A 21,536-nucleotide genomic window follows, 5' to 3' on the forward strand; every position below is an offset into this window, starting at 1 on the left:
GCCTGCCTCAGCCCTCTTCGGGCAGCGGCTCGGGATGGTCGTCGACGCCGCTGAAGCCGTGCATGTAGTAGGCCCATTGCAGGCCGACGATGGCGCCCTTGATCGGCCGCAGCAGGGCGAACGACATCAGGACCGTGATCGGCGCCCAGATGGCAAGGTGTTGCCACATGGAGAGCGTGCTGTTGGCCTCGAAGGCCATGAAGCCGCCGAGCACGACGTGACCGACGATGACGATCACCAGATAGGCGGGCAGGTCGTCGGCGCGGTGATGGTGCATTTCCTCGCCGCAATGGGCGCAGGCCGGGACAACGCGGAGGAACGAGGAAAACAGCTTTCCCTCGCCGCATTTAGGGCATTTGCAGCGAAAGCCGTTCCACATCGCGTTCCAGACGGCGCGGGCAGGGCGGCCGGTATGATTCTCGCCGCCAAAAACCTGGGTATCCATGTCTATCTCCTGCTGCGACCGCGCGGCTGGGAGGCCCGCGAGCGCGATGTCCTGCCCTTCGACTTGTGGAACGATTTCTTCGATCCGGGCATCGGCTTTGGTTCAGTCAACATTTCAAAACGCATCGCGCCGGCAAGCGGCGCAACTTCGACCAGTTTCACCTCGACATGGTCGGCAAGCTGAAAGCCCTTGCCGGATCGTTCGCCGAACAGCGCGCGCGCTGCCTCGTCGAAGTGGTAATAGTCGTCGCCCAGCGTAGATATAGGTATGAAACCATCCGCACCGTACTGCGGCAATTGGACAAATAGTCCGGATTTTGTGACGCCGGAGATGCGCGCCGCGAAAGTCGAGTCGACCTGCTCGGCCAGAAAGGCTGCAATCAGCCGGTCAACCGTGTCGCGCTCGGCTGCCATGGCGCGCCGCTCGGTCATCGAGATCAGCTCGCCGATTTCCTCCAGCCGCTCTTCCTCGGCACGCGTGATGCCGTCCTTGCCAAGGCCAAGCGCGGAGATCAGCGCGCGGTGCACGATGAGGTCGGCGTAGCGCCGGATCGGCGAGGTGAAGTGGGCATAACGCCTGAGGTTGAGGCCGAAATGCCCGAGGTTTTCCGGCGAATAGATGGCCTGGCTCTGCGAGCGCAGCACCACCTCGTTGACAAGGCCCTCATTATCCTGGCCGCGAACTTGCGCCAGTATGCCATTGAATTGACTAGGCTTCATTGCGGCGCCGCGTGCCAGCGACATGCCGAGCGTGGCGAGAAACTCGCGCAGCGATTCCTGCTTGGCCATCGATGGCGTGTCGTGCACCCGGTAGACCAGCGCCTGCTTCTTGGCTTCCAGAGTCTCGGCGGCAGCGACATTGGCCTGGATCATGAACTCCTCGATCAGCTTGTGCGCGTCGAGGCGTTCGGGAACGATGACCTGCTCGACCGTGCCGTCGGGCTTGAGCAGGATCTTGCGCTCGGGCAGGTCGAGCTCGAGCGGCTGGCGCGCATCGCGGCCGCGCTTCAGCACCTCATACGCATCCCAGAGCGGCTTCAACACCGTGTCGAGGATCGGCGCGGTGGCATCGTCGGGCTTGCCGTCTATCGCGGCCTGGGCCTGCACATAGGCGAGCTTGGCCCATGAGCGCATCATGATGCGGTGGAAGCTGTGGCGGATCTTGCGGCCATCGGCGGCAAAGGTCATGCGCACGGCAAACGCCGGGCGGTCGACCTTCTCCTTCAGCGAGCACAGATCGTTGGAAATGCGCTCGGGCAGCATCGGCACGACGCGGTCCGGGAAATAGACCGAGTTGCCGCGCTTCAGCGCCTCGCGGTCGAGCGCAGTGCCGGTCCGCACATAGGCCGAGACATCGGCGATCGCCACGGTTGCGATGACGCCGCCGGGGTTCTTCTCGTCCGGGTCGGGCTCGGCGTGGACGGCGTCGTCATGGTCCTTGGCGTCGGCCGGATCGATGGTGATGAGCGGCAGGTCGCGGAAATCCTCGCGGCCGTCGAGCGTCGCATGCTTTATCGCGTCGGCCTCGGCGAGCACTTCCGGCGGGAAGATGTGCGGAATGTCGTGCGCGTGGATGGCGATCATCGAGACCGCCTTTTCCGACGACAGCGAGCCGAGCACCTGCAGGACCTTGCCGCGCGGCAGGCCGTAGCTGCCGGCCGAAACCTGCTCGACCTCGACGAGATCGCCGGGCTTTGCGTTGTTCAGCGCATCGCTGTCGACGGTGAGTTCGGGCTGGCGGCGCTCGACGGGCTCGATGCGGAAGGAGCCGTCATCGAGCTTGCGCAGCACGCCGAGCGTCGCGTCGACGCGTCGGGCAAGCAGCTTGATGATGCGTCCAGTGTAGGAGATCGCCCCTTCGCCGTCGGTTGCGAAGGTCTTGGCCAGCACCCGGTCGCCGACGCCGGCCGTCGGACCCTTGCCGCCGCGCGGCGCGGTCAGCGAAACCACCGGTGCATCGCCGAACTTGTCGTTCCATTCGCTGGGGCGAGCCAGGAGCCCGCCGTCAGAATCGCGCGAATAGATGTCCAGCACGCTGACATGCGGCAGGGCGCCGGCGCGCGAAAGCCGCTTGCGCTCCTTGGTCAGCAGGCCTTCGTCCTGCAGGTCGCGCAGCAGGTCCTTCAGCCAGACGCGATCGTCGCCCTTCAGGTTGAAGGCCTTGGCGATCTCGCGCTTGCCCGACAGGTCGGGGTTCTCCGTAATGAACTTGAGGATGTCCTCGCGGGTCGGCTTGAAATCGCCCCGGGCGGCAATCGCCTTGCGGGCGCCTGCAGCCTTGTTCTTGCCGGAGATGCGTCGGGCCAAAGTGGGTTACGCCTTTTCCTTGGCCGCGCTCTTCTTGGCAGCCGGCTTCTTCTTCGCGGCTGTCTTCTTGGCGGCGGGCTTCTTGGCCGCGGCCTTGCGGGCGGGCTTCTTGCCGCCGCCGCCCTTGGCAGCCTTCTCGGCGATGAAGCCGACGGCCTCGTCGAGCGTCACCGACATCGGGTCCTTGCCCTTGGGCAGCGTCGCGTTGATCTTGCCCCAGTTCACATAGGGCCCGTACTTGCCATCGCGGACGGTGACCTTGCCTTCGCCGTCCGGATGGTCGCCGAGCTCCTTCAGCGCCGCCGGCGTGCCGCCACGCCCGCCGCGGCCCTTGGCGATCTTTTCGGCGATCACGGTGACGGCGCGGTTCAGGCCGATGGAAAACACTTCCTCGATGCCGTCGAGATTGGCGTAGGTGCCGTCATGCAGCACGAAGGGCCCGTAGCGGCCAAGGCCGGCCGAGATCATCTTGCCGCTCTCCGGGTGCTGCCCGACATCGCGCGGCAGGGCCAGGAGCGCCAGCGCCTTCTCGTGATCGATGCTGTCGGGCGTCCAGCCCTTCGGCAGGCTGGAACGCTTGGCTTCCTTGCCCTCGCCACGCTGCAGATAGGGGCCGAAGCGGCCGGTGCGCAGGACGATCTCTTCGGATGTGTAGGGATCCTTGCCGATGATGCGGTCGCCATTTTCGCCGCCGCCGGCTTCGCCATTGCCTTCCTCGCCAAGCTGACGGGTGAAGCTGCATTCGGGATAGTTCGAGCAGCCGACGAAGGCGCCGTACTTTCCGAGCTTGAGCGAGAGCTGGCCTTCGCCGCATTTCGGGCAGACCCGCGGGTTCGATCCGTCTTCGCGCGGCGGGAAGGCGAGCGGCGCCAGCACCACGTTCAGCGCGTCGAGAACGTCGGTGACGCGCAACTCCTTGATGTCGCCGACGGCGCCGGAGAAATCCTTCCAGAAGTCGCGCAGCACGTCCTTCCAGGCGAGCTTGCCGTCGGAGATCTCGTCGAGCTGCTCCTCGAGCGCGGCGGTGAAGTCGTACTGGACGTATTTCTGGAAGAAGCTCTCCAGAAACGCGGTGACCAGCCGGCCCTTGGAATGCGGTATCAGACGGCGCTTGTCAACGGTGATGTATTCGCGGTCTTCCAGCGTCTTCAGCGTCGAGGCATAGGTAGAAGGCCGGCCGATGCCGAGGTCTTCCATCTTCTTGATCAGCGAGGCTTCCGAATAGCGCGGCGGCGGTTCGGTCGTGTGCTGGGTGGCGTTGATGGTGTCGCGGGCCAGCGTCTCTCCGCTGCGGATCTCGGGCAGACGGCGGCTTTCCTCGTCTTCGGAGTCCTCGTCCTTTTGTTCGGTATAGGCCGACAGGAAGCCGTCGAAGCGGATGACCGAGCCAACCGCGCGCAGCGTTGCGCGGCGGGCGCCGTTCTCAGCCTCGATCTCGACGGTCGTGCGCTCGATCTCGGCCGGCTGCATCTGGCTGGCGATGGCGCGCTTCCAGATCACGTCGTAGAGGCGGAACTGGTCGGAATCGAGATACTGCTTCACCGAGGCCGGCGTCCGCGAGAAATCGGTGGGGCGGATCGCCTCGTGGGCCTCCTGCGCGTTCTTGGCCTTGGCCGAATAGAGGCGCGGCTTTTCAGGCAGGTAGTCCTGGCCGAACTCGCTGACGATCGCAGAGCGGGCAGCCTCGACGGCCTCGGGTGCCATCTGCACGCCGTCGGTACGCATGTAGGTGATCAGGCCGGCGGTCTCGCCGCCGACGTCCATACCCTCGTAGAGGCGCTGCGCCACCTGCATGGTGCGCACGGCCGAGAAGCCGAGCTGCGAGGAGGCCGCCTGCTGCAGCGTCGAGGTGGTGAAGGGCGGGCCGGGATTGCGCTTGGTCGGCTTGGCCTCGACCGACAGCGCCTTGAAGGCCGCCCCGTCGAGCATCGACTTGATGTCGTCGGCCTGTTCCTTGTTGGAAATGTCGAGCTTCTGCAGGCGCTTGCCCTCGAAGCCCGTGAGCTTGGCCTCGAAATTCTCGTTGCGCGGCGTGCCGAGGATGGCGGCGATCTGCCAGTATTGCTCGCGGATGAAGCGCTCGATCTCGAGTTCGCGGTCGCAGACGAGGCGCAGCGCGACCGACTGCACGCGGCCGGCCGAGCGGGCGCCGGGAAGCTTGCGCCACAGGACTGGCGACAGGGTGAAGCCGACCAGGTAGTCGAGAGCGCGGCGCGCCAGGTAGGCATCGACCAGCGGCCCGTCGATCTGGCGCGGGTTGGCCATAGCGTCGAGCACCGACTGTTTGGTGATGGCGTTGAAGACGACGCGGCTGACCGGCTTGTCCTTCAGGACGCGCTTGTTCTTCAGGACCTCGAGCACGTGCCAGGAAATGGCTTCGCCTTCGCGATCCGGATCGGTTGCGAGGATCAGACCGTCGGCGTCCTTGACCGCGTTGGCGATCTCGGTGAGCCGCTTCGAGGACGGTCCGTCGACCGACCACGACATTGCGAAGTCTTCGTCCGGCTTGACCGAACCGTCCTTAGCCGGCAGGTCGCGGACATGGCCGTAGGAGGCCAGGACCTTGTAGTTGCGGCCGAGATATTTGTTGATCGTTTTCGCCTTGGCGGGCGATTCGACGACGACGACGTCCATGAGCGATTGTGTTTCCCGTGCGGTGCCGGTCCGAAATGGCGGCGCCTAGAAGATTTGGAATCGTCCGTCACATGGCTGCGGTTTTCCGCGCGGTCAAGTGCGAACCCTCAAATTGACGGACATCGGCGGCCTGCAACTTATGCGATAGCGATGGAATCTTTGCAACTTTGAATATTTGTGATAGTTCTCTCCGCAACCCAAGATCGCTGCAAGTTCGATGGAAATAAAGCACCGGCAATTGGTTCATCGCGGACAGTTTGAATGGTCTTTCGGCCATGGAGCGTCACCTGATGTTGCATCAGCATGACAGAAATCGCGCAGATACGATCGACTACCTGCAGTCCATGCTGGGCCAGCTCAAGATGATGGCCGACTCGGAGGGCTTCGACATGCTCGCATATCTGATCGACATGGCCCACCTGGAGGCGCGCGATCTCGACCGGCTCAACCAGCCGGCGGGCCAGGGCGGACCCGGCAGGAAGCGCTAGGCGCGGCGGCGCCCGACGATCAGCCCTCTCCAGGCAGCAGCGACACGTGGTTGCCGGGATGACGCTCCAGCCGGCCGGCGAGGTCGAGTTCGAGCAGGATCATGAAGACCTGCGCCGGGTGCAGGCGCGTGTGGTGGATCAGGTCGTCGATGCCGACAGGCGTCGGGCCGAGCGCCTCGATGACGCGGCGGCGGTCCGAATCGTCGGCCGGTGCCGCCGAGGCGAAGTCCGGCGGCTCGTCGAGCGAATCCGTCTGCGGCTCGCTTCGCCCGATCAGCGGTGCGATTGCCGTGGTGACGTCGCCGACCTCGGTGACCAGCGTGGCGCCGTCCTTCAGCAGGCCGTTGGCGCCCGCGGCGCGCGGGTCGAGCGGCGAGCCCGGCACGGCGAAGACGAGGCGCCCCATTTCGCCGGCAAGCCGCGCGCTGATCAGCGAGCCGGAGCGTCTTGCCGCCTCGACGACGACGAGCCCGAGCGATAGCCCTGCGATGATACGGTTGCGGCGCGGAAAATCCTGCGCCCGCGGCTCCCAGCCGAACGGCATTTCCGAGACCACGGCGCCGCGCTCGGCGATGCCATTGCAAAGGTCGGCGTTTTCGGCCGGGTAGGGCTGGTCGAGCCCGCCCGCCAGCACGGCGACGGTCCCGGTGGCGAGGCTGCCCTCATGCGCGGCCGTGTCGATGCCGCGCGCCAGCCCAGAGATCACCCCATAGCCTTCCCTGCCGAGGTCGGAGGCCAGCATGCGCGCCATCTTGATGCCGGCAAGCGAGGCATTGCGCGCACCCACGATCGCCACGGGCGGCAGCGCGAACACCGCGGCGTTGCCACGCACGGCAAGCAGCGGCGGTGGGTAGTCCATGTTGCGCAGGACCGGAGGATAGTCCGGTTCGCCGACCGCCACGAATCGTGCGCCTGCTGCCGCCGCAGCCTCGAGCTCGGCCTCCGCCTCGGCGACCGGCGGAATGCGCACGCTGCGCGTCAGGCCGCCCGACAGGGCAAGCTCGGGCAGGGCCTCTATCGCCGCCTCGGCCGAGCCGAACCGGTTGATGAGGTCGCGAAAGGTAGACGGGCCGACATTCGGGGTCCGGATGAGCCGGAGCCAGCTCAGCCGCTGCCTGTCCGATAGGCGCGGACCGACCGGCCCCGCTGTCACCCCTTGGCTCCGATACGGGTCTCCGTTCCGGCCATCAGGCGCGAGATGTTGGTGCGATGCCGGACGAACAGCAGCGCGCTCATCAGCGCGAAGACGAGCGCCAGGAGGTCGTGGCCGAGGAAGTAGAGCGTCACCGGCACGACGACGGCGGCAGCGAGCGCGGCGGCGGACGAGTAGCGCAAGAGGAAGGCGACCGCGAGCCAGACGGCGGCGAAGAGCAGCGCCATCTGCCAGGCCAGCCCGATCAGCACGCCGAGATAGGTCGCGACGCCCTTGCCGCCCTTGAAGCCCAGCCAGACCGGAAAGAGGTGGCCGAGAAAGGCGCCGGCACCGGCGGCCATTGCGGCGTCCGGGCCGTAGATGCCAGCGACCGCAACCGCGGCAGTGCCCTTGAGGATGTCGAGGAGCAGCGTGACGGCGGCCAGCTTCTTGTTGCCGGTCCGCAGCACGTTGGTCGCGCCGATATTGCCCGAACCGATGCTGCGCACGTCGCCCAGCCCGGCGGCGCGCGTGAACAGCAGGCCGAAGGGTATGGATCCCAGCAGATAGCCGAAGGCCAGGGCGACAATCAGGATGTAAGACATGAATCCTCCCAATGCGCCGGCGCAAAGCCGCCTAGGCGGTAAAGACTGTGCGGCCGGCGACCATTGTTTGCAAGACCTTGCCCTGCAGCCGCGCGCCCTCGAAGCAGGTATTCTTGGAGCGCGACCGGATGCCCGATTCCTGCACCACCCAGGGCTCGTCGAGATCGACCAGCACGAGGTCGGCCGACGCTCCGGGCTTCAGCGTGCCGCCGGGCAGGCCGAACAATCGCGCCGGCGCTGTCGACAGGACCTCGACCAGCCGCAGCAGCGAGACGTCTTCATTGTGGTAGAGGCGCAGTGCAGCGCCGAGCAGCGTTTCCAGCCCGATCGCGCCGACGGCAGCGTCCGCGAAGGGCAGGCGCTTGGTATCGACGTCCTGCGGGTCGTGCGACGAGACAATGACGTCGATGGTGCCGTCCCGCAGCGCCTCGATCATGGCCAGCCGGTCCTCCTCGGCGCGCAGCGGCGGCGACAGCCGGAAGAAGGTGCGGTACTCGCCGACGTCGTTCTCGTTGAGCGACAGATGGTTTATCGAGACCCCGGCGGTCACGCTGGCGCCGTCCGCCTTGGCGCGGGCGACGGCCGCCGCCGACATGGCGGCTGAGATCTTGGCGGCGTGGTAGGCGCCGCCCGTCAGCCGCGCCAGCATCAGGTCGCGCTCGAGCGGGATCGTCTCGGCTTCGCGCGGGATGCCGGGCAGGCCGAGCCAGCTGGCATAGAGGCCCTCGTTCATCACGCCGGAATTGCCGAGATCGGCGTCCTGCGTCTCGTGCGCGATGACGGCGCCGAAATCGCGCGCGTAGGTGAGGGCGCGGCGCATCACGGCGGCGCTCTCGATGGTGTGGCGGCCGTCGGTGAAGGCGACCGCGCCGGCTTCGCGCAACAGGCCGAACTCGGTCATCTCGCGGCCCTCGAGCCGCTTGGTGATGGCTGCCGCGGGAAAGACGTTGACCAAGGCCGTGTCGCGGGCGGCGCGCAGCACGTGCTCGACCAGCGCTATGTCGTCGATAACCGGATCGGTGTCGGGCATCATGACGATCGAGGTGACACCGCCTGCGGCGGCCGCAAGGCTCGCCGAGGCAATCGTTTCGCGGTGCTCGGCCCCCGGCTCGCCGATGAAGACGCGGCCGTCGACGAGGCCGGGAAGGATCGCCTTGCCGCGACAGTCGATCATGGTGGCGCCCTGCGGCGCGCCCTGGTTGCGGGCATCGGCACCGGCCGCGACAATCTTCCGGCCATCGACGATGACGGTTCCCGTCTCGTCCAGCCCGCGCGAAGGATCGACGATGCGCGCATTCTCGAAGACGGTGACGCTCATGCGGCCGCCCCGCCAGGATTGCGGCGCGGATCGAGCAGCGCTTCCATGACTGCCATGCGCACGGCGACGCCCATCTCGACCTGTTCCTGGATGACGCTCTGCGGCCCGTCGGCGATCTCGGAGGCGATTTCGACGCCGCGATTCATCGGCCCGGGATGCATGACCAGCGCATCGCCCTTGGCGGCCTTCAGCTTCTCGGCATCGAGGCCGAAATAGCGGAAATACTCTCGCACCGACGGCACGAAGGAGCCGGCCATGCGCTCGCGCTGCAGCCTGAGCATCATCACCACGTCGGCGTCTTTCAGCCCCTCCGCCATCGACCGGGCGACGATGACGCCCATCTTCTCGATTCCGGACGGCAGCAGGGTCGACGGCGCGACGACGCGGACCTGTGCGCCGAGTGCGTTGAGCAGGATGATGTTGGAGCGCGCGACGCGCGAATGCAGGATGTCGCCGCAGATCGCGACGATCAGCTTCGACAGCGGTCCCTTGGCGCGGCGGATCGTCAGGGCGTCGAGCAGGGCCTGCGTGGGGTGTTCGTGCGCGCCGTCGCCGGCGTTGACGACCGAACAGGAGACCTTCTGGGCAAGCAGCGCGGCGGCACCCGCCGACTGGTGGCGGATGATCAGGATGTCGGGGCGCATGGCGTTGAGCGTCATCGCCGTGTCGATCAACGTTTCGCCCTTTTTGACCGACGAACTGGCGACCGACATGTTCATGACGTCGGCGCCGAGTCGCTTGCCGGCGAGTTCGAAGGAGGACTGTGTCCGCGTCGAGGCCTCGTAGAACAGGTTGATCTGCGTGCGTCCGCGCAGCGCGGTCGTCTTCTTCTCGGACTGGCGGGAGATCGAGACGGCGGCGTCGGCGCGGTCGAGCAACAGTTCGATGTCGGCGGGAGACAGGTCGCCGATGCCAAGCAAATGGCGGTGCGGGTAGAGCGGCAGGGCGGGCGCTTGGATCATCTCAAGGGGGTGCTATAGGCAAGTGGCGAAGGCCTAGCAAGACAAAGGCTTTGGATTGGCGGCCTTCTCCCCGGTATTTTCGTCGCGCCTGTGGCAGCTTGGGCTATAAAGCCGGTCGGGCGATCCGGATTCGCCGTGCGGAATGAATCAAGAAGGACAAAGCGTGACGCACGAGGTAACGAACCAGCCGCCGCCATTGACAGGAAGCAATGCCTGGCGCGGCGATCCGCTGCTCATCCAGATAGCCGAGGAGTTCACCGCGCCGGTACGCAAGGACCTCGACGGTCTCGGCCGCTTCGTCCTGACCCCCGAGGCGCAGGAACTGGCCAGGCTCGCCAATACCGAGACGCCGATACTGCGGACTCATGACCGTCAGGGCAACCGCATCGACGTCGTCGAGTTTCATCCCGCCTATCACGCGCTGATGCGCCGTTCGATGGCCAGCGGCCTGCATTCCTCGGTCTGGGAGAATGGCGCCGACGAGACCGGCCGCCGGCACCAGGTAAGGGCCGCGCGCTTCTACCTCACCGCGCAACTGGAAACCGGGCACCTTTGCCCGATCACCATGACCAACGCCTCGCTCGCGGCGCTGATGGCCAGCCCGAAGCTGTTTCGCGAATGGGCGCCGCGCATCACGCGGCGCAAGTACGACCAGAGCCAGAAGCCGCCCGTCGAGAAGACCGGCCTGACGCTCGGCATGGGCATGACCGAGAAGCAGGGCGGCACCGACGTGCGCGCCAACACGACCCGCGCCGAGCGAACCGGCAACGGTTTCTATCGCCTGACCGGACACAAATGGTTCATGTCGGCACCGATGTCGGATGCCTTTCTGGTGCTGGCGCAGGCTGGCGAGGGGCTGTCGGCCTTTCTGGTCCCGCGCCTGCTGGGCGACGGCTCCGGCAACGGTTTTCGCTTCCAGCGCCTGAAGGACAAGCTGGGCAACCGCTCGAACGCTTCTTCGGAGGTCGAGTTCGTCGGCGCCATCGGCGAGATGGTCGGCGAGCCGGGCGCCGGCATCAAGACGATCATGGACATGGTGACGCTGACCCGGCTCGACTGCGCGATCGCCTCGTCCGGGCTGATGCGCGCGGGCCTCGCCGAGGCGGTGCAGCACACCAGGCATCGTACCGTCTTCGGCAAGAAGCTCGCCGACCAGACGCTGATGCAGCGTGTGCTGGCCGACATGGCCCTCGACGTGGCCGGCGCGACGGCTCTTTCGTTCCGTCTGGCGCGTTCCTTCGACGAGGCGGCGAGCAACCGCGCAGAGGCTTCCTTCGCCCGCGCCATGACGCCGGTGGTCAAGTACTGGGTCTGCAAGATCGCGCCGGCGCTGCTCTACGAGGCGATGGAGTGCCTTGGCGGCAATGGCTATGTCGAGGAGGCGCCGTTGGCGCGCTATTACCGCGAGGCGCCCGTCAATGCGATCTGGGAGGGCTCGGGCAACGTTATGGCGCTCGATGTGTTGCGCGTATTGGAACGCGCGCCGGCCCTTTTCGAAGAAGTGCTGGCCGGCATCGAGAAAGATCTGGGGCAGGGCGGTCCGGGTACCGTCGCGGTATTGCGCGCGGCCATGCAGGTGGCCGCTTCGGACGAGGGATCGGCGCGCATCCTGACCGAGCAGCTGGCGCTGTCGGCAGCCGCGGCCGAACTGAAGCGAATGGGGGCGGGACGCATTGCCGACGCCTTCATCGAGACGCGGCTCGCCGGCCAGTGGCGCACGACTTACGGCATGATCGACGCGCGCCATGACGCGCGGCTGATCATCGACACGCTCTATCCGCCGACCAACTGAGCCAGAGCCAGCATGGCGGGCATGGTGAAGAAGGAGAGGGCGGTCTGCAGCGTCGTGACCGCCGCGTAGAGGGGTGCGTCGCCGCCGAGCTGGCGCGCCAGCAGGTAGCCGTTCATTGCCGTTGGCACGGCAGCGCAGAGCGTGATGTAGCCGAGGTCGCTTCCCGTCACGCCGAAGCCTATCGCCACGCCGATGGCGACCAGCGGAAAGAGCAGGAGCTTGATGACGGATGGGATATAGAGCTCGAAGCCCGGCCGGATCAGGTCTTCCGGCCTCAGCCCCGAGCCGATGGCGACAAGGCCCATGCCGAGCGCGGCGCGGCCCGCAAGGTCCAGCGTCTCTTCGATCGGCTCGTAAAGCCCGAACGGCATGAAGCGCATGGCGATGCCCGCCAGGCAGGCCAGGATCAGCGGATTGATGAGGATGTTGCGGCCGATGCTGCGCCAGTCCGCCTGCCGCTCGGCAAAGCGCATCACGACGTAGACCGACGCCAGGTTGATCGGCACGATGATGACGGCCATGGCAAGCGCAACCACGGCCATGCCTTCAGGCGGAAAGATCTTCTGTGCCACGGCCAGTGCGATGAAGCCGTTCCAGCGGATGCTGGTCTGGAATACCGAGGAATATTCGCTCGACCTGACCATGCCCGAGCGGATCAGCAGCGGGAAAAGCGCGAAGGTGAAGGCTCCCATCACAACGACGGTGCACAGCAGGGCCGCCATCATCGAATCGATCGCGAGTGCCGAGAAATCGGCCTTGTAGATCGTCGAGAACAGCAGCGTGGGGTAGAGGAACCAGTAGCCGAGCTGTTCGAGACCCGGCCATGCCTCCTTGTTGATGATCGAGGTACGGCGCAGCAGGTTGCCGGCCACGATCAGCAGGAAGACGGGAAGGATGCTTTCGAAGATGGCGAGCATGAACCACTCGGGCTGGCGCGGGAGGTTCGTGGCATAGGGACACGCGGTGCCCCTGTAAACCCGGTCAGCCGGCCAGAGTTTGGTCCACAGGAAACCGCGCCGTTAACCTTAACAAATGGTTTACGTTGCATCGAGATTCCTACGGGATCACTGTTCCGCTTGAACGAGACAGGATTCCCATGCGGTTTCTTCCGACCATCCATGCGGCCCTTCGGGCAGCCGCCAGAGGCGCCGGAGCGCCAGCCGGGAGCAGCCGATGCGCTGGGTGATCATGCTATGGGCCCTGCCGATGGGCCTGTTCTGGGGCTGGTTCTATCTCTCCTTCAACGACGTGAATTTCGGCTACGTCCTGATGACGCGGCAGTTCCACGACCTTTTCTTCGAGCTCTATGGCGACATGCTGGGCGTGGACCCGGCGACGATACCGCCGCTCGTCGCAAAGGCCTGCGTGCTGGATACGGGATTGCTGATGGCCATCTGGGCCTTCCGCCGGCGCCACAATCTGCTGGCCTGGGGCCGCACGATGCGCGAGCGCTATTTCGGCGTTGAATCCTCGCCGAGCGCGTAGAGCCGGTCGAGCACACCCTGCAGGATGAAGGCGGCCGCCGCCGAATCGATTTTGCCGGCCCGCTTCTTGCGCGAGAAATCCATCTCGATCAGCGTGCGCTCGGCGGCCACCGTGGACAGGCGTTCGTCCCAGAAGACGAAGGGCAGGTCGGTGAGCCTGGCCATGTTGCGCACGAAGGCGCGCGAAGCCTGTGCCCGCGGCCCCTCGGAGCCGTCCATGTTGACCGGCAGGCCGATCACCACCGCGCCGACATTCTCGCGCTTCAGCAGTTCCAGCAGCGCTGCGGCGTCGATGGAGAATTTTTTCCTGACGATCACCGGGCGCGGATGCGCAAACGACAGTCCGCGGTCGGACACGGCGATGCCGATCGTCTTGTCGCCGAGGTCAAGCCCGGCGAGCGTCCTGCCGCCGGCGAGGATGTCGGGGAGATCTGTGGCTTCAATGACGGGCAAGGCGATAGCGTCCTTTACATGGGCGGACCTGCTTCTATCTTCTGACGCAACAGAAATCGAGGAATAGTCCGGCATGAAACTGACCTGGTACGGCCATTCGGCCTTTCGCATCGACGCGGGCGACGCAAGCATCCTGATCGATCCGTTCCTGACCGGCAACCCGGCCTGGCAGGGTGGCTGGGAGGGCCCCGCCGAGGGGGTGACACACGTTCTTCTGACGCATGGCCATAACGACCATATCGGCGACGCGGCCGCCATCCTGAAGAAAACCGGCGCGATGCTGGTCGCGAACTTCGAGATCTGCATGTTTCTCGTCGGCCAGGGCGTTTCGGGCGACCGGATCAATCCAGGCAACACCGGCGGCACCGTCGATTGCGGCGGCTTCACCACGACCTTCGTGCAGGCCCACCACTCGTCCTCATTCAGCGGCGAGGGCGGCCAGAATACCTATCTCGGCAACCCGCTCGGGCTCGTTCTGCATTTCCCGGAGGACGAGACGCTCTACCACATGGGCGATACCGACATCTTTTCCGACATGGCGCTGATCAACGAACTGCATGAGCCGAAGATCGGCCTGGTGCCTATCGGCGACCGTTTCACCATGGGCGGGGCCGTGGCCGCGCTGGCGTGCCGGCGCTTCTTCAAGTTCGACACGATCGTGCCCTGCCACTACGCATCCTTCCCGATGGTCGACCCGGATGCCGACAAGTTCACGGCAGGCATGGAAGGGTCGGGCGCAAAGGTGCTGGTGCCAGAAAAGGGCAGACCGGTCGAACTCTAGCCTAGCGGATCGAGGCGAACCGGCGTCGCAGCATGGTCTTCATCGGCTTCGCCCGGTTATAGATCAGCGAAACAAGGCTTCCCTTGATGCTGGTGGCCGCCGTGAGGTTGTAGAGCGGGTGCTCCGTCGCCGCGAAATCCGACTTCTGGCGGCTGCTGCCGATGCCGAAATCGAAGCGGGCCTCGCCAGTCGCATGGCGGCTGCGCAGCAACTCCATCAGCCCGAGCATTCCAGGCGCATACTGGCCGTAAGTGTCGAGCCGTGCCGCACAGAGGATCGAGTGATAGGCACCGTTGCCGACGATGCCGAAATCGGCGGAAACCAGCGTCCCGTCGACGACGAGGCCTGAGGTGACGGCATCGCCTCGTGGCGCACCGGCCAGCGCATGGTGAAGATAGAAGTCGAAATAGGCTTCCTGGCGCAGGATGTCGTCCTTGAAGCGTGCCGACCGGTGTTTGGCGATGAAGCGGATGGCCGCCTCGATCTCGCCAGGGTCGCTGAAGGTGACGAAATCGACGCAACGATGATCCGCGCGTATTTTTCGCAACCTGCGACTCGCGCCGTTGCGGAACCGCTTCTTCAAATGCGCCCTTTGCCATTCGCCGAAATCCGTGCCGCCGAGTTCGACGTCGAAGGCGCTGTTCTCGTTGGATGTCAGGGCGTCGAGCCCGAGGATCGCCGCCGTTTCGGCCCGGTGCTCCTTGAGCTTGCGGAAGATCAGCACGTCGCCGACCTTGAGCAGTGTCCGGATCTGCCGCAACAGGCTGGCGTCGGCCGCGACGGACCGCATCGTTTCGGGCGAGGCGACGATCGAATTGTAGTCGCAGACGCCGAGGTCGGCAGGCTGCAGCACGGTGACGCCGCAGCTGCGCTGCCGGACCAGGGGCACCACCATCTGCAGGTCTCCGGTCGCGGCACCGCGCAGCGTGATGACGTGGGCGCGGGCGCCCAGACCCGGCGCCAGCACGTCATAGATCGACTGCAGCCAGAGTGGCCGCTGGAAGGCCGAGGCGCATGAGCGCCGGTAAAGCTCCGCATATTCCGCGGACAGGAAATCGAAACCGCTTTCGACGCGGGCGATTGCCCGGGGGCGAAGACCTGATTCCTCCACATGAATGTTCACGGCAACTCCCCCCGGGTTGACGAAGTGCCCGTCACCCTATGTCGACGCGACCGATCTCCGCGCTTGCATCGATGCGGAAGTCGCGTGTCTTCACGACGTCTCCGGATATCTGGCGGCCCAGCTTCTTCCAGGCGAAGGCCGCGCCGGCCTTCGGGTAAACGTGCAGGCCGTGATCGCGCACCGACGTGTTCTTGAGGCCGAGCGTGCGGCGCAGCACGCCGTTGCCGTAGTGCACGGCGTAGGAGTTCCAGATCTGCTTCGTCCAGTGCTCCATCGTCACCGAGATGTTCAGGCAGTCGTGGTTCTGGACGCGGTGCGGCGCGTATAGCGGCCAGGTCACCATCTCGCCGGGCTTGAGGTCGATCGGCGTCGCATAGTCGTCGAACCAGTTCTCGTAGGGCATGTCCTCGTCGGTTTCCCTGAGCAGGATCTTCTCGACGATCTCGGGCGTGATGAAGATCCTGGAGCGCGGGTAGAGATAGACGCGCTTGATGCCCTCGATCTGCCACAGCGACTGCCCCTGGATATCGGCGTGGTAGAAGACCTTGGCGTTGGGCGAGGAGATCAGCACGCCGATGTTGCGCTTGAAGGTGGTGAAGCCCGGCATGCGTGCTTCGAACTCGTCGAACACACGGTCGAGCAACGCCCTGTATTCGGGGTCCCAGTCCATGATGCGGCGGATGTTCATCCACATGCGGCCCTTCTCGATGGCGGCAATCGCCTCCATGCCGCTGGCGCCGCCGAGTTCGCCATAGATGCGGTCCGGCCTGTCGGTCTCCACGCACATCGATTCGAGGCCGAGCTCTTGCGGCGGGCAGCGCTCGATCAGCCTGCCCAGTGCCTCGCGGGTGAACATGCCGGTCTCCGCCAGGCGGTGCCTGAGCTTCACTATCTCCGTGCCGAAGAGACGCTGATGGCGGTCTTCCCAGTCGGCGATGATGTCCTGGCTCATTGCCATCGAGTTCATTGTCGCTGCTCCGTCCTGTTGACTGAATTGCGATGAGGCGACGGAAAAGGAGCTCCCGTTGCGCCCTGCGGCGGACTGGCCGTTAACCACTCCGCATCTCATGAAGCTGACGATGGGGTAGCCGATTTCCGGCTCGCATGGGTAAACGGACCCGGGAAATTCCGGCGAAAAGTTAAGAGAAGGTTAGTAAAAACCGTCGGAATTAAAACAAATATGCCGTAACACCGCCCTTCCGTCGGATGGTATTGTTTAAGGAAGTAGATCAAATTTTATCGATTAATGAAGAAGTCAGTTAAGAAGTTCAAGCACCCGCCAAAATGCTAATAATCGCACGAATGTGGTCGCTCGCACTCTTGTGAGAAGCCACTCCCCGGGACGGAGATCTGCAATGGCTGGATCACCCGTGCAGGCTACTGGCGGGGCAGGCGGGATACGGTTTCCGCTCGCGCTTTACGCCGACAAGGACGACAACAGCTATGGCGTGGTCCGCCTCCTGGCAGCGCTCTGCGTGGTCTACACGCATTCCTTCGGCGTCGTCGGCGGCTGGTCCACGCCCGAGCCCCTCGTTGCGTCGACCGGCATGTCGCTCGGCGCCCACTCGGTACACGTGTTCTTCGCGCTCTCCGGCTTCATGGTGGCGGCAAGTTTCGAGCGCTCGTCCGGCGTGACCGACTTCGTGCTGGCAAGGACGCTGCGTGTGATGCCGGCCCTGATCGTCGTGAACCTGCTGATCGTCGTGGCCGGCGGCCTGATCCTGACGAATGCGGCGGCCGCAGACTACTGGACGATCGACAATGCGGGCAGGTTCTTCGCCCGAACCGTGCTGTCCTTCTCGGTCGGCGTGCCACTGCTCGGCGTCTTCGCCGACAACCCGGTGCCCGGCGCCATCAACATACCGATCTGGACGATCCGCTTCGAGGTCCTGGCCTATGCCTCGCTGCTGTTGCTCCTGACCGCAATGGCCCTCACGCGGCTGCGCGGGATGGCGCGGCTCTGGCCGGTGATTGCCGTCCTCGCCGTCTCGGCCGCCTGGCTCGGCGGCGCGCCCGACGCCGAATCCTTTTCCTTCGCCGACCAGCTGGCGCGCTTCTTCCTTGCCTTCTACCTCGGTGTCGCGGCCTGGATCGCCAGGGACCGCGTGCCGGTCGGCCTGCCGATCCTGCTCGCCACTGCAGCCGCCGCCACGCTGGCGCTCGCAACGGCGTCGGCGCTGAGCTATCCGCTGATGATCCTGGCCGTCGCCTATGGCAGCTTCTGGCTCGGCAGCTTCAGGATGGGAGCCTTGCAACGCTGGACTGCCAGGACGGATCTTTCCTACGGCATCTACATCATCGGCTTCTTCGTCCAGCAATGGCTGGCCTGGGCGCTGCCGGGGCTGAACTCCTACGGCAATGCGGGCCTGGCGATGCTGATTGCTGCCGGGGCGGCCTGGCTTTCCTGGACGTTCGTCGAGCGGCCGGCGCTAAACCTGCGCAGGCGGCTGATGGCAGCCGGGCAGGTGGCCAGCACTCCGACGGCGCTGCCGGCGGAGTAACCGGGCAGCGCGTGTCGTCGCGAGACGGCACCTGTTGCGCACGGCGCCGTGCGCCGCTATAGCGCGGGCGGTAATTCCGCGCTCCGCAAGAGGCCCGCATGTCCGTCGATATTCCAACCGTAAAGCGCGTCGCGCGCCTCGCCCGCATTGCCGTGACGGATGAGGATGCCGAACGCATGACCGGCGAACTCAACGTCATCCTGGGCTTCGTCGAGCAACTGAACGAAGTCGACGTGACCGGTGTCGAGCCGATGACTTCGGTGATCCCGATGGAAATGAAGAAGCGCGATGACGTCGTCACCGACGGCAACAAGGCCGACGACATCGTGGCCAACGCGCCTGCGACCGACGAGAACTTCTTCCTCGTGCCGAAGGTGGTGGAGTAGCGGCCAATGACGGTCGAGATCTCTGCGGAAACGCCGCTGCAGGACGAGGTGCGCGCGATGGTGGCGGAACTCAACGCCTACATGATCCCATTGACGCCGCGCGAATTCCAGTTCCAGCTGACGGTCGAGCAGATGGCCGATCCGACCGTCACCATGCTGATGGCGCGTGACGAGAACGGCAATGCCGTCGGCATGGCCTCGCTCAAGGACCACGGCGGAGGGCTTGGCGAGGTGAAGCGGATGTTCACGCGGCCGGTGGTGCGCGGCAAGCGGATCGGTTCGCAGCTGTTGCAGCGCATCGAGCAACTGGCACGCGAGAAGCACATTGCGCGGCTGGTCCTCGAGACCGGCGAGGCGCCGGGTTTCGAGCCTGCCTGGCGCGTCTATGAGCGCGGCGGTTTCACGGTGTGCGGCGCGGTGCTCGACTATCCCAATTCCGGGTTTTCCCGGTTCTATGAAAAGAAGATTGCCTGATGACCGATGTGACGAGACTGACGATTGCCGAGGCCCGCGCCAAGCTGCGCGCCAAGGAGATTTCCGCCCTGGAGATCACCGACGCCTACTTGGCGGCTATCGACCAGGCGAACCCGCAGCTCAACGCCTATGTGGCGGTGACGCACGACAAGGCGCGCGACATGGCGGCCGCGTCGGACGCGAAGCTCGCCAAAGGCGAGGGCGGCGCGCTCGAGGGCATTCCGCTCGGCATCAAGGACCTGTTCGGCACCGAGGGCGTGCATACCCAGGCCGCGAGCCACGTGCTCGACGGCTTCAAGCCGCGCTACGAATCGACTGTCACGGCCAATCTCTGGGCCGACGGTGCGGTGATGCTCGGCAAGCTCAACATGGACGAATTCGCCATGGGCTCGTCCAACGAGACATCCTACTACGGCCCGGTCATCAATCCGTGGCGGCGTTCGCGCGCCGAGACCGCTGTCATGCCGACCGCACACCAAGGCGATGCCGCCTTTGTCACGTCAGGCAGCGGCGTCAGGCAGACTCGAACCCTCGACAATGCGCAGCTGGTGCCGGGCGGCTCCTCGGGCGGTTCGGCTGCCGCCGTCTCGGCCTTCCTGTGTGCCGGCGCGACGGCCACCGACACCGGCGGCTCGATCCGCCAGCCGGCGGCCTTCACCGGCACGGTCGGCATCAAGCCGACCTACGGCCGCTGCTCGCGCTGGGGCATCGTTGCCTTTGCCTCGTCGCTCGACCAGGCAGGTCCGATCGCCCGCGATGTGCGCGACGCCGCCATCATGCTGAAATCCATGGCCTCGGTGGACCCGAAGGACACGACGTCGGTCGATCGCCCCGTGCCGGACTACGAGGCCGCACTCGGCAGGTCGATCAAGGGCATGAAGGTCGGCATTCCCAAGGAATACCGCATGGACGGCATGCCGGGCGAGATCGAGGAACTCTGGCAGAAGGGCATCGCCTGGCTGCGCGACGCCGGCGCCGAGATCGTCGACATCTCCCTGCCGCACACCAAGTATGCGCTGCCGGCCTACTACATCGTGGCGCCGGCCGAAGCCTCGTCGAACCTCGCCCGCTACGATGGCGTCCGCTACGGCCTGCGCGTGCCGGGCAAGGACATAACCGACATGTACGAGCAGACGCGCGCCGCCGGTTTCGGCCGCGAGGTCCAGCGCCGTATCATGATCGGCACCTATGTGCTGTCGGCCGGCTACTACGACGCCTATTACCTGAAGGCCCAGAAGGTGCGCACGCTCATCAAGCGCGACTTCGAGACGGTCTTCGATGCCGGCGTCGACGTCATCCTGACGCCGGCGACCCCGTCCGCGGCCTTCGGCGTCGCCGACCAAGACATGGCGGCCGACCCGGTGAAGATGTACCTCAACGACATTTTCACCGTCACCGTGAACATGGCCGGCCTGCCGGGCATTTCGGTGCCGGCCGGGCTCGACGCCAACGGCCTGCCGCTCGGGCTGCAGCTGATCGGCAAGCCCTTCGAGGAAGAGACGCTGTTCCAGACCGGCCATGTCATCGAGCAGGCGGCGGGGCGATTCGCGGCCGAGAAGTGGTGGTAATCAGCCCGCGAAGGCGGCGTTGATCCGCGCCACGGTCGCACGCTTTTCGCTATCGCGCGTCATTCCATGCGCCAGCCGCTGGCCGGCTGCAGCGATCGCCTGGCAGACATCGTCATTGTCGCGGCACCATCGCACCCTTTCGGCGAGGTCGGACAGGTCCGCCGCGACCGGGACGTAATGCGTCCAGGGCTTCAGTTCATCGTAGTACCATTGCCTGAAGCCGAAGGGCGAAGCGACCTTCAGGACGCAACAGCCGTAGAGAAGCCGGGTGTAAAGGTTGGAGAAGGCATTGGAATTGCCGTCGATGTCGACGGCGAACTTGCGATGCGTCCATTGCGATTGCGGCACGTAGCCGCCGGCGATTCGCAGCGATCGGTAGAGTTCGCCCAGACCGGCATCGAAGTGCTTGCCGACGGGAATCTTGATGTCGGTTCCGCGGATGTCCCTGGCGGCGAGGCAGAGACGGACGCGCTGCAGCAGCCGATCATTGTCCGGCGTCATGGTTTCGGCCGAGACCGATCCAGATCCGTTCAGGCCGCCGCGCCACAGAACCGTATCGTCCCGCTCGTTCCATGACGGAGCGGCGGCGGCGAGCCTGCGGTCGGCCGCATATCCGTTCTTGAGATAGAATGTGCGGTCGGGCACGAGAATGTTTTCGGCATTGTTCGAGCAGAAGGCCAGTACCGGGCCGGGCTGCGAGCAGATGTCACCAAGATCGCAGACATAGGAGCCGGAAGCGGTGTCCGGATCGGCAATCAGGTCGACGAAAACGCCGCCGCGCTTCCAGAGGGTGGAGAACAGGGTTCTGTCGTCGCGCAGTCTTGCCGTGTCCAGCTTGACGGTTAGCCGGCCGCCTGTGTCCTTTTCCACCACCATGCCGAGACGGAACGGATCGTCGCGGTTCCGGATGGCGAGCGGCAGGCCGCGCAGGGCGCCGCTGCGGTAGGAGCCGAGGCGCCACGCGGCTACGAGCGGCTTCAACGCTGACGAGCGGGCGTGGATATGGGCGGAGAGTGCGGGCGGAATTCTCATCGGGTCCGGTTCCGCCGGCGGGCGGCACGGCCCTTCTCGCAGTTTCGTGTCG

Annotated in this window: 21 protein-coding genes; 8 read left to right on the top strand and 13 right to left on the bottom strand. The window is 65.5% G+C overall.

The window, feature by feature from the left end; all coding sequences use genetic code 11:
* Nucleotides 1–7: 7 nt before the first annotated feature.
* The 4 genes from ACT2BZ_RS18810 to ACT2BZ_RS18825 all read right to left on the bottom strand — a co-directional run bounded on the left by ACT2BZ_RS18810 (nt 8) and on the right by ACT2BZ_RS18825 (nt 5,662).
* A complete protein-coding gene (locus ACT2BZ_RS18810) occupies nt 8–445 on the bottom strand; it encodes a DUF983 domain-containing protein (RefSeq protein ID WP_457936795.1) in 438 nt (145 codons plus the stop codon).
* A 2-nt stretch (nt 446–447) separates the two neighbouring features.
* Nucleotides 448–2,751, bottom strand: a complete 2,304-nt coding sequence (gene rnr / locus ACT2BZ_RS18815; RefSeq protein WP_457936797.1) for a ribonuclease R — start codon at nt 2,749–2,751, stop codon at nt 448–450.
* A gap of 6 nt (nt 2,752–2,757) precedes the next feature.
* On the bottom strand, nt 2,758–5,385 hold the full coding sequence (gene topA, locus ACT2BZ_RS18820; protein ID WP_457936798.1) for a type I DNA topoisomerase: 2,628 nt from the start codon (nt 5,383–5,385) through the stop codon (nt 2,758–2,760).
* Between the two features lie 67 nt (nt 5,386–5,452).
* Complete coding sequence (locus ACT2BZ_RS18825; RefSeq protein ID WP_457936800.1) at nt 5,453–5,662, bottom strand: hypothetical protein; 210 nt, start codon at nt 5,660–5,662, stop codon at nt 5,453–5,455.
* 13 nt (nt 5,663–5,675) lie between these two features.
* Here ACT2BZ_RS18825 and ACT2BZ_RS18830 point away from each other — a divergent pair, with 13 nt between their 5' ends.
* A complete protein-coding gene (locus tag ACT2BZ_RS18830) occupies nt 5,676–5,873 on the top strand; it encodes a hypothetical protein (protein ID WP_457936802.1) in 198 nt (65 codons plus the stop codon).
* 19 nt (nt 5,874–5,892) lie between these two features.
* Here the strand turns inward: ACT2BZ_RS18830 and dprA are convergent, their stop codons facing one another.
* From dprA to ACT2BZ_RS18850, 4 genes are read right to left on the bottom strand one after another with little or no spacing between them, the layout of a single operon-like run.
* Nucleotides 5,893–7,026 carry a DNA-processing protein DprA gene (dprA, locus tag ACT2BZ_RS18835; RefSeq protein WP_457936804.1) on the bottom strand — a complete coding sequence of 378 codons (1,134 nt, stop codon included), beginning with the start codon at nt 7,024–7,026 and terminating at the stop codon, nt 5,893–5,895.
* Complete coding sequence (gene plsY / locus ACT2BZ_RS18840; RefSeq protein ID WP_457936806.1) at nt 7,023–7,610, bottom strand: glycerol-3-phosphate 1-O-acyltransferase PlsY; 588 nt, start codon at nt 7,608–7,610, stop codon at nt 7,023–7,025. Before plsY ends, dprA begins: the two co-directional genes overlap by 4 nt.
* 31 nt (nt 7,611–7,641) lie before the next feature.
* Nucleotides 7,642–8,928 (bottom strand): dihydroorotase, encoded by a 1,287-nt coding sequence (locus ACT2BZ_RS18845; protein WP_457936807.1) that lies wholly within the window; start codon nt 8,926–8,928, stop codon nt 7,642–7,644.
* Nucleotides 8,925–9,890 carry an aspartate carbamoyltransferase catalytic subunit gene (locus ACT2BZ_RS18850; protein ID WP_457936809.1) on the bottom strand — a complete coding sequence of 322 codons (966 nt, stop codon included), beginning with the start codon at nt 9,888–9,890 and terminating at the stop codon, nt 8,925–8,927. Before ACT2BZ_RS18850 ends, ACT2BZ_RS18845 begins: the two co-directional genes overlap by 4 nt.
* A gap of 142 nt (nt 9,891–10,032) precedes the next feature.
* Between ACT2BZ_RS18850 and ACT2BZ_RS18855 the strand changes: the two genes are divergently transcribed.
* Complete coding sequence (locus tag ACT2BZ_RS18855) at nt 10,033–11,682, top strand: DNA alkylation response protein (protein ID WP_457936810.1); 1,650 nt, start codon at nt 10,033–10,035, stop codon at nt 11,680–11,682.
* Here the strand turns inward: ACT2BZ_RS18855 and ACT2BZ_RS18860 are convergent.
* On the bottom strand, nt 11,664–12,599 hold the full coding sequence (locus ACT2BZ_RS18860; RefSeq protein ID WP_457936811.1) for an AEC family transporter: 936 nt from the start codon (nt 12,597–12,599) through the stop codon (nt 11,664–11,666). The two genes, ACT2BZ_RS18855 and ACT2BZ_RS18860, sit on opposite strands and share 19 nt — an antisense overlap.
* Before the next feature lie 256 nt (nt 12,600–12,855).
* On the opposite strand from ACT2BZ_RS18860, the gene ACT2BZ_RS18865 reads away from it, so the two are divergent.
* Nucleotides 12,856–13,167 carry a DUF6105 family protein gene (locus ACT2BZ_RS18865; RefSeq protein ID WP_457936812.1) on the top strand — a complete coding sequence of 104 codons (312 nt, stop codon included), beginning with the start codon at nt 12,856–12,858 and terminating at the stop codon, nt 13,165–13,167.
* Here the strand turns inward: ACT2BZ_RS18865 and ruvX are convergent.
* Nucleotides 13,134–13,619 (bottom strand): Holliday junction resolvase RuvX, encoded by a 486-nt coding sequence (gene ruvX / locus ACT2BZ_RS18870; protein WP_457936813.1) that lies wholly within the window; start codon nt 13,617–13,619, stop codon nt 13,134–13,136. The two genes, ACT2BZ_RS18865 and ruvX, sit on opposite strands and share 34 nt — an antisense overlap.
* A 73-nt stretch (nt 13,620–13,692) precedes the next feature.
* Here ruvX and ACT2BZ_RS18875 point away from each other — a divergent pair, with 73 nt between their 5' ends.
* Entirely contained in the window at nt 13,693–14,400 is a 708-nt protein-coding gene (locus tag ACT2BZ_RS18875) for a metal-dependent hydrolase (RefSeq protein ID WP_457936814.1), read from the top strand.
* A 1-nt stretch (nt 14,401) separates the two neighbouring features.
* Here ACT2BZ_RS18875 and ACT2BZ_RS18880 read toward each other — a convergent pair whose 3' ends face one another.
* Both ACT2BZ_RS18880 and ACT2BZ_RS18885 read right to left on the bottom strand, forming a co-directional pair.
* The gene (locus ACT2BZ_RS18880) at nt 14,402–15,523 is read right to left on the bottom strand and encodes a GNAT family N-acetyltransferase (RefSeq protein ID WP_457936816.1); all 1,122 of its coding nucleotides are present in this window, start codon (nt 15,521–15,523) and stop codon (nt 14,402–14,404) included.
* 31 nt (nt 15,524–15,554) lie between these two features.
* A complete protein-coding gene (locus ACT2BZ_RS18885; protein ID WP_457936817.1) occupies nt 15,555–16,490 on the bottom strand; it encodes a hypothetical protein in 936 nt (311 codons plus the stop codon).
* 388 nt (nt 16,491–16,878) lie between these two features.
* On the opposite strand from ACT2BZ_RS18885, the gene ACT2BZ_RS18890 reads away from it, so the two are divergent.
* From ACT2BZ_RS18890 to ACT2BZ_RS18905, 4 genes are all read left to right on the top strand, one after another.
* Complete coding sequence (locus ACT2BZ_RS18890) at nt 16,879–18,024, top strand: acyltransferase family protein (RefSeq protein ID WP_457936818.1); 1,146 nt, start codon at nt 16,879–16,881, stop codon at nt 18,022–18,024.
* 98 nt (nt 18,025–18,122) lie between these two features.
* Complete coding sequence (gatC, locus tag ACT2BZ_RS18895) at nt 18,123–18,410, top strand: Asp-tRNA(Asn)/Glu-tRNA(Gln) amidotransferase subunit GatC (protein WP_457936819.1); 288 nt, start codon at nt 18,123–18,125, stop codon at nt 18,408–18,410.
* A gap of 6 nt (nt 18,411–18,416) precedes the next feature.
* Nucleotides 18,417–18,884, top strand: a complete 468-nt coding sequence (locus tag ACT2BZ_RS18900; RefSeq protein WP_457936820.1) for a GNAT family N-acetyltransferase — start codon at nt 18,417–18,419, stop codon at nt 18,882–18,884.
* Nucleotides 18,884–20,452: an amidase family protein gene (locus ACT2BZ_RS18905; protein ID WP_457936821.1), complete on the top strand. Its 1,569-nt coding sequence runs from the start codon at nt 18,884–18,886 to the stop codon at nt 20,450–20,452. Before ACT2BZ_RS18900 ends, ACT2BZ_RS18905 begins: the two co-directional genes overlap by 1 nt.
* Here ACT2BZ_RS18905 and ACT2BZ_RS18910 read toward each other — a convergent pair whose 3' ends face one another.
* Nucleotides 20,453–21,484, bottom strand: a complete 1,032-nt coding sequence (locus tag ACT2BZ_RS18910) for a glycosyl transferase family 90 (RefSeq protein ID WP_457936822.1) — start codon at nt 21,482–21,484, stop codon at nt 20,453–20,455.
* Nucleotides 21,485–21,536: the final 52 nt, after the last annotated feature.

The sequence above is a fragment of the Mesorhizobium sp. 10J20-29 genome, from assembly GCF_054130485.1.